The 13899-nt window shown below is 59.6% G+C and carries 11 protein-coding genes; 7 read left to right on the top strand and 4 right to left on the bottom strand.

What is annotated here, in order from left to right:
* Positions 1–358: 358 nt before the first annotated feature.
* From NUU27_RS06380 to NUU27_RS06390, 3 genes are all read right to left on the bottom strand, one after another.
* Positions 359–946 carry a TetR/AcrR family transcriptional regulator gene (locus tag NUU27_RS06380; protein ID WP_257761247.1) on the bottom strand — a complete coding sequence of 196 codons (588 nt, stop codon included), beginning with the start codon at positions 944–946 and terminating at the stop codon, positions 359–361.
* A 95-nt stretch (positions 947–1041) separates the two neighbouring features.
* Entirely contained in the window at positions 1042–1527 is a 486-nt protein-coding gene (locus NUU27_RS06385; protein ID WP_257761248.1) for a DUF1772 domain-containing protein, read from the bottom strand.
* A gap of 361 nt (positions 1528–1888) precedes the next feature.
* Positions 1889–3409, bottom strand: coding sequence for a PLP-dependent aminotransferase family protein (locus NUU27_RS06390; protein ID WP_257761249.1), 1521 nt, complete (start codon positions 3407–3409; stop codon positions 1889–1891).
* 217 nt (positions 3410–3626) lie between these two features.
* Here NUU27_RS06390 and NUU27_RS06395 point away from each other — a divergent pair, with 217 nt between their 5' ends.
* From NUU27_RS06395 to NUU27_RS06425, 7 genes are all read left to right on the top strand, one after another.
* On the top strand, positions 3627–4529 hold the full coding sequence (locus tag NUU27_RS06395) for a carbohydrate ABC transporter permease (protein WP_257761250.1): 903 nt from the start codon (positions 3627–3629) through the stop codon (positions 4527–4529).
* Positions 4526–5368 carry a carbohydrate ABC transporter permease gene (locus NUU27_RS06400; RefSeq protein ID WP_257761251.1) on the top strand — a complete coding sequence of 281 codons (843 nt, stop codon included), beginning with the start codon at positions 4526–4528 and terminating at the stop codon, positions 5366–5368. The genes NUU27_RS06395 and NUU27_RS06400 overlap by 4 nt, the downstream gene beginning before the upstream one ends.
* A gap of 29 nt (positions 5369–5397) precedes the next feature.
* Positions 5398–6621, top strand: coding sequence for a sugar ABC transporter substrate-binding protein (locus NUU27_RS06405; protein WP_257761252.1), 1224 nt, complete (start codon positions 5398–5400; stop codon positions 6619–6621).
* A 175-nt stretch (positions 6622–6796) separates the two neighbouring features.
* Positions 6797–7927 carry an ABC transporter ATP-binding protein gene (locus NUU27_RS06410; protein WP_257761253.1) on the top strand — a complete coding sequence of 377 codons (1131 nt, stop codon included), beginning with the start codon at positions 6797–6799 and terminating at the stop codon, positions 7925–7927.
* A 167-nt stretch (positions 7928–8094) separates the two neighbouring features.
* On the top strand, positions 8095–9483 hold the full coding sequence (locus tag NUU27_RS06415) for an aspartate aminotransferase family protein (protein ID WP_257761254.1): 1389 nt from the start codon (positions 8095–8097) through the stop codon (positions 9481–9483).
* A 38-nt stretch (positions 9484–9521) separates the two neighbouring features.
* Complete coding sequence (locus NUU27_RS06420; protein WP_257761255.1) at positions 9522–10970, top strand: amidase; 1449 nt, start codon at positions 9522–9524, stop codon at positions 10968–10970.
* A 270-nt stretch (positions 10971–11240) separates the two neighbouring features.
* Positions 11241–12116, top strand: a complete 876-nt coding sequence (locus NUU27_RS06425; protein WP_257761256.1) for a glycoside hydrolase family 3 N-terminal domain-containing protein — start codon at positions 11241–11243, stop codon at positions 12114–12116.
* Positions 12117–12314: 198 nt separating this feature from the next.
* On the opposite strand, the gene NUU27_RS06430 is transcribed toward NUU27_RS06425, so the two are convergent.
* Positions 12315–13826, bottom strand: coding sequence for an aldehyde dehydrogenase (NADP(+)) (locus NUU27_RS06430; protein ID WP_257761257.1), 1512 nt, complete (start codon positions 13824–13826; stop codon positions 12315–12317).
* Positions 13827–13899 lie beyond the last annotated feature (73 nt).

A 13899-nucleotide genomic window follows, 5' to 3' on the forward strand; every position in this document is an offset into this window, starting at 1 on the left:
CTGCGGCGATGCCGCAGCAAAGCCAATGACGGGCTAAGAATAATGCCTAAAGTCACGCATCGATCACTGGGCTATCGTATCGGAGCTCATCCCATTCCACGAGCCTCGTCTACTCACGCGCGGGCTTGATCCCAGTGGTCGGACCCTGCAAACCACGCGAGACAGCTTTCCAGGTTGTTCATATTCTCATCGCCGCACAGCGGGCACATACATTGGCTTTCGATCAATTTGTGAACTTCCCTCCTCATCGGAATTGCCGTTCAGGTTTTTACCCTTATGGGTGCGGTCCCTTTTGCCGTTGCCGAGCTCATATTCCCTCTTGAGGCCTGTGCTTTTTATCGTCAGCGTTCGCGGTCAATCAGCTTTTCTCGATCCCATCGAGTATCAGGGAAAGACCATACTCAAAGGCGCGATCGAAATCCCATGATGACGAAGCTGGAAGCGCTTCACGGACCAGCTCTACCAGACTTGCCGAGAGGTTCTGTTTCCGAATAGCTTCAGCCGGATCCAGATGCGAGAACGGACCGCGAGTCTGATAAGATACCTGGGCGAGGGTGAAACTCACCAACGTGAAATATGCACGCATCGCATCCGTCGGATTCAGGCCGACCTTGGAAAGCGCATCAAGCGTCACTTCCATTGGGCCGAACACGGCGCTGGGCGCAATGCCTTCGATCTCCATCAGGCGGGCGGTGCCCGGATGTCGGATGCAAACCTCGCGCAGCGCTCTGAAGCAGCCTTCTATTTGCAACCGCCAATTCGTTTCGCCATGATCGAATTTTGCGCTGGCGAGAATGCGGTCCGCTGCTGAAACCAGTAGGTCCCGTTTGCTGGCCACGTGATTGTATAGGGCCATTGGAGTAACGCCCAGTTCGCTGGCAAGAGCGCGGAGTGAGAATGCGTCGGCACCGTCACGATCGACCATAGCAATGGTGGCTTCGATCACACGCTGCCTGTTCAACGAACGGGTTCTGCGCTCAGCTGATTGTGTGGAGGTCTTACCCGGCTCAGATCGAGATCGCGTCATAGCGTCTGATCGATTCAAAACGATAGCGCTGTTGCGGCTGCGATGAAACTGAGCATGGCAAAACACGCGCGTGCTACATGCGAATACTCCCAGATGTCCCTCAATCTCGTCCAGTCGGCCGCATCAGCGGCTCCGAAGGTCGAGAAGAACACGCCTCCCAAGCCGGACAGGTTCATGTCCTTTAGCCAAAAGCCGTTTACCGGATGGGTGAACAGCCAGTAGGTCAGATGCGACATCGACAGCAGCGCCAGTGACACGGCCACCCACCAAAACCGTGCACCCACAAACGGCAGGAGAAAGAGGAGAACTGCAAGCGCGAGGATACCGCCAATCTCGCTGAACCCTCCGTAAGTGAAACCCGGATAGTAAATCTCCTGGACCGAAAGGTAGGTTTCCTTCGAAAGCCGCATCTTACCCGGCAGTTCGAGAGCATGAGCGAGGGATAGAGCCATCGCGACGGCGACCAGAAGGAGCGCGAAGATGTGAAATGCCTTAACCATGTCCAGTCCTCATTGCTATATGTACGATGTATATATATGGGCGTGGAAACACCAAACAACCTTTGTAAATGAAGAGCAGAGGGAATGATCACGGATACTACAGCCCGAAGATACATATTGTCATGCATACGGTGATTAACCGCCGCTTTCGCAGCCAGAAGCCTGCTGATTGGTCCTGGGGCTTGGAGTGACAAATCATAAAGGCAGCCGCGAATGTAAACGAACCGAGCGCGTTCGTATGGCTGCCTACACCCATTTTAGTTCTGAATTGGGAAGGCGATTTCGTATCCCGCCAGCAGTGCTGGGAAAACGCTCCCGGCCCCTGGTCATAACTTGTTTAGAGGGGGCGGACGTTTAACTGTTAGAAATCCGAACCGAGATGGATTGGTGATTTTCCGGTACTCGACAAAATAGCCCGGATGGACTTCTGCAGCAGTCCGAGACTCGCTCCCATCTGGGAGTCGCTCATCAGCGCGTACCCCAAAATCAGACCACTCATCCCGGCCCCGTGCCGGTAGTGGACGGAAAGCGGTGTGACATTCAATCCCACTCTCTCGCAGGCCGCAGTAACAACAATATCCTCAATCACCGGACGAAACTTCCAGACTGTCTGCAAACCGGAGCCGGAATCGAGCGGTTCCAGCCATTCCTCCAGCATGGGTCCTGCCAGCTTCATAAACTGAGATCGCCGCCCGTCATAGATGCGTTTCATTCGCCTGAGATGCTTGGCGAAGTGCCCCTCCGTAATGAAATCAGCGAGAGCCGCCTGCAGGAATAGAGGCGGCGTATTACCCAACAGGAAGCCGGCCTTTGCCAAATCAGCGCCAACCTCACCGGGAAAGACGATGAATCCGATACGCAGCGAGGGGAACAGTGTTTTGGAAAAGGTTCCTACATAGATTGTGCGCCCGTTCCGGTCAGCGCCTTGCATCGCAGGAATGGGCTGCGAGCAGAAACGGTACTCACTGTCGAAATCGTCCTCAATGACCCAGGCGCCAACCTCCTGCGCATAGTCCAGCAATTGCAGGCGTTGTTCCATGCGCATGGTTGCACCCATCGGGAACTGGCAGGACGGGGTGACGTAGATCAGCCGCGGGCTTGCCTCACCCACCTGCGGTATCCGCCAGCCATGCTCATCGACATGGAGCGGCTCAAGCTTGGCCCTCGCGGCAAGGATTGCTCCCTGGACGCCAGTGTAACCTGGCTCCTCCATCAGCACAGTATCACCGGGATTTGTCAGCAGAATGGCAAGCAGGTTCATGGCACTTTGCGCTCCGCTGGTGATCATCACCTGCTGCGCGGAGCATTTCACGCCGCGCGATGTCTCGACATAAGATGCGATTGCCTCGCGCAGCGGAGCATGTCCGCTGTAGCTGTAATATCCGAACAGGTCGCGCTTGCCAGGTTTCAGGTGCCGGGTGACCAATCGTCGCCAGATCGAGAACGGGAACTCACCGATGTCAGGCATGCCCGGCTGAAACCGGTGATGCTCGGCTTCGCCCGATCGATGATCAAGCTCGATGAGCTGGCGGCCGCGATGGGAGACGAATCCGGCCATGTCGGGAAGTCCGGCCACCTTGTCCTTTTGGCGTAGCGTCGGCAAGTTGGCGACGCGTGCCAGTTTGCCATGGGCGGTTTCGATATAGCCTTCGGTCTCGAGCTGCTCGTAGACCTGGACCACGGTGTTGCGCGCAATGCCGAAATCGGCAGCCAGCGCCCGCGTCGAAGGCAGGCGCATGCCAGCCTGTAACGCGTTGTTCGAAATCAGGTCCCTGAGCTGCCGGTAGAGCTGCAGATATTTCGGGGCGTCGCCCGCATCTTCCAGCACGATGGTCGCCAGAACCGCTTCATAGTCATTCTGACTGGTTCCTGATTTTTTCAATATAGTGGTCCTTAATATGAAACCAGATCGAAATTAGCGTTCTCGCCTGGATATGCAATGCCGCAAGGGAGAGCGGGCTTGGCATGAGGGCAAATGGGCAGTCATCTCGGCGGGCAGAGAGTGGGGGGCTTGCGCGGACAATGGCGGGCCGGCCCGCCGCTAGGGTGCGGGGGCGTGCGCAACCTCCTGTCGCAGCCGGTGCTGCGGGAGCCGTCTGATGCGCGCGTTGGGAGGGCACCAGGCCTGTTTCCCCTATCTGTTGCTGATGCCGGCACTGGTGGTGACGCTGGCGATCGTCGGCTGGCCTCTGGTCGAAACGGTTCGTCTGTCGTTCACCGACGCAGCGCTGAAACCGACGGAAAATTATGTCGGCTTCGCCAACTACGCGAAGATCTTCAACGGCAGTTTCCCCTCCGTCATTGCCCGCACATTCGTCTGGATGACCACTTCGGTGGGGCTGAAGATCGCGATCGGCACGGCTGCGGCCACCCTGCTCAACGCCTCGGTTCCCGGTCGCAACGTGATCCGCGTTCTGGTCATGCCGCCATGGATCGTGCCGATCGCGATCGGCGTCTTCATGTGGAGCTGGCTCTACAATGGGCAGTTCGGCATGATTTCCGGCCTGGGACAGCGGTTCGGACTGTTGTCGGGGCCCTTCGAGTTCCTTGCCTTCAAGGATGCGGCGTTTCTCGCCACCATCGTCACCGATGTGTGGATCGGCACGCCGATGGTCGCGCTCTATCTGCTGGCGGCCATGCAATCCATCCCTGCCGACCTGCATGAGGCGGCCTGGTGTGACGGGGCGGGCCGCTTCTATCGGTTCCGGCGTGTCACACTACCCCTGATCATGCCGTCGATCGCCACGATGACGCTGCTTTCGGCGATCTGGACCTTCAACTCCTTCGACATCATCTGGATCCTGACGGAGGGTGGTCCGCGCGACGCCACCACCACCATGATCATCGACACGTTCAAGACGGCCATCAGCCGCAACCGATATGGCGAGGGTGCGGCGCGCGCGGTGATGATCGTGATCTTCCTGTCGCTCTTTTCAGGCGTCTATTTCTATCTGCTGGCGCGTCTGGCCAGAAGGGCGATCCGCGCGGGAGGCGAGCGATGATCCATCGCTTCCGCTGGTACGAATACGGGTTGATCTATCTGGCCCACCTGCTGCTCCTGATCTTCATCCTGGCACCGTTCCTGGAGGCGCTGCTCGTCTCGCTGCGGCCGCTCAATGCGATCTTCTCGATCCCCTATCGCTTCGTCACGCCGGACATGGGCTTCGACGCCTATGTAACGATGTGGAAGAACGTGCCGCTTCTGTGGCGCTACATCCTGAACAGCCTTTTCATCGCCACCTCGGTCACGGTGCTGGCACTGGCGGCCATCATCCCTGCCGCCTGGGCTTTCGCGCGGTTCGAATTCCGCGGCCGCGATGCCTTTCTCGGTGCTTTCCTGGCCGTCAACATGGTCGGCGGCGCCGTTCTCATCATTCCGCTGTTCAAGCTGATGGTGACGCTCCGCATCCTGAACACCTACATGGCGATGATCGTTCCAGGCGCGGCCTTCACCATTCCTACCGGGATCTGGCTGCTGCGGTCCTATCTCATGCGGATCCCACGCGAGCTGGAGGAGGCTGCCTGGGTCGATGGCGCCAGCCGTCTCTACATTCTGCGCCGGGTGATCGTGCCGATCGCCATGCCGGGGATTGTCGTGGCGGCGATCGCCACCTTCATCACCGCCTATGCACAACAGTTCCTATTCGCGCTGACCTTCAATTCGGTCAACGAGCTGAGCCCGCTGCCAGTCGGTATCTACCAGTTCTTCGGCCGCCAGAGAGTGATCTGGAACGAGCTGATGGCGGCAAGCCTGGTCGGCATCCTGCCGGTGCTCGTCATCTACGTCGTTCTTCAGCGCTACATCGTCGCCGGCCTCACCGCAGGTGCCGTGAAGGAATGAATTTCAGACAGAAACAAAGGGAGGAAACCGTGAAGTATTTGACGACAATGACCGTGCTGATGGCGCTGGGGGTAGCATTCTCCTTCGTCCAGACCACAACAACGCGGGCCGAGACCGCGACACTGCACATGATCGTCTGCGGCGATTACGAATGGGGCGGCGAAGCGGCCGAACGACACATCGGCAAGTGGGAGGCGGCGAACCCCTCCTACTCGGTGGAACTCGAATATGTGCCCTGGGGCCAGTGCCAGGAAAAGAGCAAGACGCTTGCCGCGGCAGGCAAGCCGCCCGCACTCGCCTATATGGGATCGCGGACGCTGAAGCAGCTTGCGCAAAACGACCTGATCGTGCCGATCGCTATGAGCGACGAGGAAAAGGCGAGCTATGCTGCTCCGATCCTCGCCACGGTCACCGCCAACGGCCAGGTCTGGGGAGCGCCGCGCGCGTTCTCGACCAAGGCGCTCTTCTGGAACAAGGATCTGTTCGCCGCGGCCGGGCTGGATCCTGAAACGCCGCCCAAGACCTGGGACGAGATGTATACTTTCGCCAGCACGGTGAAGGAGAAGACCGACGCGGACGGTTTCGGCCTGTCGGCCGCTTCCTTCAACAACACCATGCATCAGTTCATGAACTACGTGTATACGAATGGCGGCGAGGTGATCGACGCCGACGGCGAGATCGTCTTCAACTCGCCGAACAATGTCGAAGCCCTGACGTTCTACGGCAAGATGGCCGAAGTCTCCGAACCCGGTCCGATCGCCTATGACCGCGACAAGCTGCATCCCCTGTTCAACGAGGCCAAGATCGCGATGATGATCACCGGCCCCTGGGCGCGCGCCGAGATCACCGACGTCAACTGGGATGTCGCGCCGATTCCGGTCGGCCCAAGGGGGCGGCCGAGCACGCTGCTGATCACGGACTCTCTTGCCGTTTTCAAGGGCAGCGGCATGGAGGATGCTGCCGGCGATCTCGCCAGGTTCCTCACCAGCCCGGACAACCAGTTCGAGTTCGAGAAGTCGGCCGGCCTGACGCCTTTGCGCAACGTTGCCGGAGTTGCCGACCTGCGCAAGGAGGATCCCTCCTGGGGGGCTTTCCTGGATGCGGTCGAGACCGGCGGTCCGGAGCCCTTCGTCACCGATTATGTGGCGCTCGAGGATGCGATCATCGAGGCCGTGCAGGGCGTGTTGCTGGGCGAGGTGAAGCCCGCCGACGCCATTGCCGAAGCGGCCCGGCGCCTCGAAGAGGTGAAATAGCAAGCATCGGCCGGGCCCGCCTGGCGGAGCCCAGCGCCTTTCCGGGTCACGGAACGCATTGCGCAAGGCCGGCTGGAGAAATGCCGGCTTTCGCAATCCTTTTTTGAAGCAAAGAAAGCCGGATCGCTTTCCCGCCATGGCAGGGGCGGGACGCGGTCGCGTGATGGGGGCTTGTGTGGGTCAGCTCAATCTGAAGGACGTGAAGAAAAGCTTCGGGGCAGCGGAGATCATCCGCGGTGTGTCGCTTGACGTCGATCATGGGGAGTTCGTCGTGTTCGTCGGGCCATCCGGCTGCGGCAAGTCGACATTGCTGCGCATGATCGCCGGGCTCGAGGAGATCAGCGGCGGCGAGGTGCGCATCGATGACGTGGTGGTCAACACCCTGCCGCCGGTCAAGCGTGGCATCGCCATGGTGTTCCAGTCTTACGCGCTCTACCCGCATATGAGCGTTTTCGAGAACATCGCCTTTCCGCTGCGCGTCGAGCGGCGCCCACAGGCCGAGGTAGAACAGCGCGTGCGCACGGCAGCCTCGATCCTGAAGCTCGATTCCCGGCTCCACTTCCGCCCGGGGGACATGTCCGGAGGTCAGCGGCAACGCGTGGCGATCGGCCGGGCAATCGTTCGTGAACCGAGTGTTTTCCTGTTCGATGAGCCGTTGTCCAACCTGGATGCATCGCTGCGCGCGGAAATGCGGGTCGAACTGGTCAAGCTGCATGCCGAACTCGGTGCGACGATGATCTACGTGACGCACGATCAGGTGGAAGCCATGACCATGGCGGATCGGATCGTCGTGCTCGACGGCGGCGAAATCTCGCAGGTCGGCACGCCGCTCGAGCTCTACCACCTGCCGCAAAACCTGTTTGTCGCAAGCTTCATCGGCAATCCGAAGATGAATCTGATCAAGGTGCGTTGCGAAAAGGTCGATGACGCCGGCATCGAGGTCGCTCTGCCGGAAGCGAAAGGCACGATCAACGTGCCTGTGGACCGGCGGAGAGGCACCAAGCCCGGGCACGCGCTGACCCTTGGCATCCGGCCCGAGCACATGACACCGGACAAGAGCGACCTGAACCTGCGTCTCACGGCGGACGTGGTCGAGCACCTCGGTGCCCAGACGGTTTCCTATGCCGGCATGTCCGGCATGCAGGAGCCATTCTGCGCCGTTCACAAGGGAACGGCTCCGGTTCGGATCGGGCAGGCCCTGACCGTCGGCATCAACGCGGAAGACTGCCATCTGTTCGACGGCAAGGGGCGTGCCTTCCGGCGCCGGGTCGATCTGGCAAGGCTCGCCGCCGCCGGCGACATCTGAGAGTTCCTCGTTGCTTGAACGTGCAGGCGCCTTCGCCGGCGCAGAGCGAACAGCGCATTCGTTCGGGTACGAAAAACTGGTTCTTATTTTTTCGTGAAATCTGGACCTTTTGTAAGAGCCAATTTTTCATACAGTCGGCTCATCGGAAACACAGTGACGATATTCAAATGACGATGCATGACAGCAATCAGGCCAGCAGCGGCGTGGTCGGGGAGGGGGGCGGTCTCGACCGGGCAGCGCTCGACCATACGGTCTTCTCGCTTGTTCCGAGGGCGGAACTCGAGGCCGAGGGGCCGCGCATTCTGACCGCCGGCAGCGGCGCACGGGTCAGCGATCACAAAGGCCGTACGATCCTCGATATGCTGAGCGCCACGACGCGGGCGAATTCGCTTGGCTACGGCAATGCCGAGATCGGCGCGGCGATGGCGCGGCAGGCCGAGGTGATGCAGTATTCGGGATCCGGCCGGTTTTTGAGCGAGCCCGCTGTGCGGCTGTCTGAGAAGCTTGCGCAACTGGCGCCGGGCCGGCTGAACCGCACCGTCTTCGTCAGCGGCGGCTCCGAGGCCACCGAAACGGCGTTGAAGCTCGCCAGACAGTATCAGCGCGAGAGCGGGCGCAAGCCGCGCGCCTATAAGGTGATCTCCCGCTGGAACGCCTATCACGGCTCGACGCTGGGTGCGCTCTCGGTCACCGATTGGCTCGGTATCCGTGATATTCCCGACCCGCGCGCGCCCGGCCACAGCTTCGTTGCCAATCCGATGCGCCTTCGCAATCCCTATGGGCTGGGCGAGGACGAGTACGAAGACATCTGCGTCGCGCATCTGGAGCGCCAGATTCTGCACGAGGGGCCGGATCTGGTCGCGGCATTCATCGGCGAGCCGATCATGCAGGCCAACGGCGCGCAGGTTCCGAGCCGCAGCTACTGGCAGCGGGTACGCGAGGTCTGCTCGCGCTACGGCGTGCTTCTGGTCGCCGACGAGGTCATCTCCGGATTCGGGCGCACCGGGCACTGGTTTGCCTGCGAGTATTTCGGGATCGAGCCTGACATCATGACCATGGCCAAGGCTATGAGCGCCGGCTTCGCGCCGATCGGCGCGGTCATGACACGCGACGAGATCGCCGATGCGCTGCCCATATTCCGCCATGTGCACACCTTCGCCGGCCACGCAGTGGCCTGTGCGGCGGCTTCCAAGGTCATCGAAATCAAGGAGCGTGACGGACTTGTCGAGCGGGCGCGGCGGCTCGGCGACGATTTCGCCGCCATGTTGCGCGAGGCGGTGGGCGATCTGCTAATCGTCGGCCAAGTGCGCGGGCTGGGGTTCTGGCAGGCGGTGGATTTCTGCCGCGACCGGGAAACAGGTGCTCCGTTTGCCGACGACACGGTGCCGGCCATCGCCGCCGCCATGCTCGATCAGGGCGTTCTGGCCGGTGCCATCGGCACGGCCATCGAGTTTGCCCCACCCCTCGTCACGACGCAAGAGCAGCTCGCCGAATGCGCGCGCGCCCTCGTCAACGCAATCGAAAAAGTCTCCCGTGAGAAAGAGCTGAAACTGTGATCAAGCATTCCGAATATTCGAAACTCAGCGCAAGTCAGATGGCAGCCTCGGTCGCTTCCGGCGCGCTGTCGCCCGTGGAGTTGACGGAGTCCGTCATTGCCGCGGTCGAGGAACGCAACCCCAGTATCAATGCCATGGTGGTCTTCGGCTTCGAGGATGCACGCCGGCGGGCGGAGCAGGCCGAGGCGGCGGTCAAGCGGGGCGATGCGCTGGGGCTGCTGCACGGCGTGCCCATCGCCATGAAGGATCTGTTCAATTTCAAGCCCGGCTGGCCGACCACCTTCGGTGGACTGAAGGCCTTCAAGGATCACATTGCCGACAGCACGTCGAATTTCGTCGCCCGCACCGAGGCCGCCGGCGCCATCATGGTCGGCAAGGGCAACAGTCCCGCGCTCGGCTTTCGTGGCACGACCGACAATTACCTGTTCGGCGCGACGAAGAACCCGTTCAACCTCGCCAAGAATGCCGGCGGGTCGTCCGGTGGCTCGGCGGCGCTGGTGGCAGACGGGCTTGTTCCGCTTGCTGAAGGCACGGATGGTGGCGGCTCGATCCGCATTCCAGCCTCCTGGTGCGGTGTCGTCGGCTACAAGGCGTCCTTCGGCCGGGTTCCGAATGTGGCGCGCCCGAACGCTTTTGCCACGACCTCACCCTATATCTATGAAGGGCCGATCACCCGCACCGTCGAGGACGCGGCCATCGCCATCCAGGTCACCTCGGGCTACGATCCGCGCGATCCCAACAGCCTTGATGAAAAGGTCGATTTCATTGGTTCGCTGAAGCGTGGCATCAAGGGCATGAAGATTGCCTACAGCCCGGATTACGGGATTTTCCCCATCGAGCAGGCCGTGCGCGAGGTCATCGACCGGTCGGTGCGGACCTTCGAGGCGCTCGGAGCGCATGTCGAACTCATCGATCCCGGCATTCCGGTATCCCAGAAGGAACTGAGCGACATCTGGTGCCGGATGTCCGCGCACAATGTGCTGCAGGCTATGGATGGTTTCAGGGCAATGGGCGTCGATCTGGCCGGCAAGGACCGGGACAACCTGCCGCCGGAACTTCACTTCTGGATCGAAGAAGCGCGCAAGCAGAGCGCCCAGGACTGGCTCAACGATCATCACGCCACAAGCCAGGTCTATGACGCGATCCAATCGACGATGGCGAAATACGATCTGCTGGTGACGCCGACGCTCGCCTGCCTGCCGGTCGACAACACCGGTGACGGGAATACGATGGGGCCGCGCCAGATCGACGGGATCGAGGTCGATCCACTGATCGGCTGGTGCTGCACCTATATCCAGAACTACACCGGCCATCCGGCGGTTTCCGTGCCGGCAGGCCTGGCACATGACAATCTGCCCGTCGGCCTGCAGATCGCCGGCCGCCGGTTTGCCGATTGCGACGTGCTGGCGGCGGCTGCCGCCTTCGAAGCGGCCCAACCCTGGGCTCATACCTACGACATCTGCGCAAGTCGGCACCTAGCGGCATAGTACAGGCAACTGGTTTGCAGGCCACGCTTGGCACCGTTTGCAAGCGGTGCCCTGTTTGCTGCGGCTGCTCCTCCGCGTCGCGGCTCTCATTCTTAAAGGTTCAACTCAAGGGATCCAGTCATGTCATGTTCGGTCATGCAAGACGCTTTCGCTGTTCTGCTTCCGTCGATCGAGACAATCGAGCCGACTTCGGCCATTCGGAATTTTTTTCAGAACGGTGGGCGCAGCCTTCTGCTTGGGGTAACGCGAGAGGAGTATGTGAGTACCGTTATGTCGGAGCAGCGCAGACAATCCGAAAGGGTGGCTGATTTCACGAAGCTTCACGCACAGCTCACGGGTCTAGCCGGTGGGGACATACTGATTGCCGTTGATCACGAACTGGGCGGTACCAACCGGCTACATTCCCTGGTTCCTGAATTCCCGGATAAAGAGGAGCTACGAAGTTCGTCGCCAGAACAGATTGAGCGAGTGTCGTTTCAAATGGCCATTGCGGCTAAGAATCTCGGCGTGAACTGCCTGCTTTCGCCAACGCTCGACATCGTCACCGGACCGACGCCATGGCTTGATGGACGAACGTGGTCGTCAAACAAAGATTTGGTCGGCGCACTTTCAGCAGCCTATATACGCGGTGTGCAGGCTGCTGGCGTTGTCGCTGTTGCCAAACATTTTCCAGGACATCACCAGATTGCTCGGGATCCGGCTATCCACGAGGATGCTCGAATAACGGATGCTCGCAGCATGTTCGAAGCGGGATTTGAACCTTTCCGCAAGGCAATTTCGGCAGGCGTCGGTATGGTGATGGTCGGACCTGCCTTCCTGGATGCATTTGATGAGCAGCGCCCTGCCTGCGTCTCGCCTGCAGTTTATGACATGTTGCGCGAGGACTTCGGTTTTGATGGGGTGACAGTGTCAGACGATCTGGATTCTGCCACACTGCTCAAAACTCGCAGCATTGGAAGGTGCGCAGTGGATGCGTTGAATGCCGGTGGGCAGTTATTGATAATCCACGGTGATGAGCTTTTGGAGCATCTTGCGTCAACTATCACCGAGGCTGTTATGAGTGGCGAATTGGCGCGGGAAAAGCTTGCCGCGGCGGCTGACGCGGTGCGGGCGCTAAGTTTGCAATATGGAGCGTATCACCAGTGAATGGATGGAATGGGCATCCACCGCATCAGTTCAAGTTGGTTCGACGGGGTTTGATGTGCCACATCCGGCAACGGTACTCGAACGAGCCAAATCATGCGTGCATTGAGTCAGCTCCTACGAGCTCATTAATGAGCGGAAAGCCCGGTGAGCAACCACAATAATGGGCTCTTCATCGTCCCGATTATCGGGTGGCTGGAATCATCTAAGGTCAATGTCCAGAAGTTGTTCGGGTACGTTCTGATAGCAAACGGGACGCAGGAACCTGCGGATTGCTAGAGTACCAACAGAAGTGGCCCCAAAATTTGTCGATGCTGGATAGGGGCCACTATGCACCATAGCGTCGCAAACCTCCACGCCGGTCGGGAAGCCATTGACCAGAATACGGCCTGCTTTGCGTTCGAGGATCGGGATAAGCCGACTTGCAATGGCGTGGTCGGCGTCATCAAGATGAATGGCTGCAGTGAGTTGGCCATTCAAGCGTCTCGCCAGTTCGACCATCTGCTTCATATGATCGACGCGCACGAGTATTCCTAGCGGGCCAAAAACCTCCTCCGCTAGTTGTTGATTTCCCAGCCAATCCGATCCGGTCACTTCACAAAAGCACGGTGTCGCATGGCGTCGTTCTCGCGTCGACGTGATAACTTCACGGACACCGGTGCTGTTCGCAATCCTGTCGCATCCTGAATGGAATGCTTCGGCTATCCCCTCTGTCAACATGGTTTGTGCATCAGTCGATTCCAAGGACGCTTTTGCTGTAGCGGCGAACTTGTCGGCGCCTCTGCCCTCAATCATGATTACGATGCCGGGTTTGGTACAGAATTGACCGGCTCCCATAGTCAGTGATGATGACCAGCCTTCCGCAATCTCGGTGGCTCTATTTTCCGACGCACTCGGAAGCACGAACATCGGATTCACCGAACCTAGTTCTCCGAAGAAAGGTATAGGGTTTGGACGGGATGCACACAGATCAAACAGAGCCCGCCCGCCTGCTAATGATCCCGTGAAGCCAACTGCCTTGATCAGAGGATGCATGACAAGCGCGTGCGCAGCTTCGTGTGTGTTGTCCTGGACAAACGAGAACGTGCCTGGATGTAGTCTCAGCTTCTTTACAGCGCAATCGATTGCCTGTGCCACAAGTTCTCCGGTCCCGGGGTGCGCAGGATGACCTTTGACAACCACCGGGCACCCAGCAGCCAATGCAGATGCCGTATCGCTGCCTGCTGTAGAGAACGCTAGCGGAAAGTTCGAAGCGCCGAAAACGGCAACTGGGCCGACTGGACGTTGGATTGTACGCAAGTCTGGACGAGGAAATGGGGAGCGGTTTGGTAGAGCTTCATCATGGCGGCGGTCGAGGTAGTCACCCATCCTTATGTGGGCAGCAAAGAGCTTTAGCTGTGCGGTTGTCCGGCCTCGCTCGCCCTCTAGCCGCGCGGCTGGCAGACCGGTTTCCGCCGATCCCACCTGAATGATCTCCTCGCCTCGGGCATCAATCTCGTCAGCAATTTGTTCCAAGAAGATAGCTCGGCCCTCACGATCCGAGTATCCATAGTACAAGAAAGCTTCCTCAGCTGCGCTCGCTGCTTTGTCGATGTGTTCTGGTGTCGCCATTGAAAAGGAGTGCGTTTCTCCTTTGACTGGATTATTTCGGAAATGCTTTCTGCCGGCGACCCATTTCCCGGATATGAGGTGCTTCCCAAAAATCAAGAACATCTCCTTGAGGATTCATTGAAAATCTAGAAACTGGGCTGGCTTCCCGGCGCAAGAGCTCACGTCAGGTTTCTTG

Origin of the sequence: Nitratireductor sp. ZSWI3 (genome assembly GCF_024655565.1) — a bacterium.
In the GTDB taxonomy this organism is placed as follows: Bacteria; Pseudomonadota; Alphaproteobacteria; order Rhizobiales; family Rhizobiaceae; genus Nitratireductor.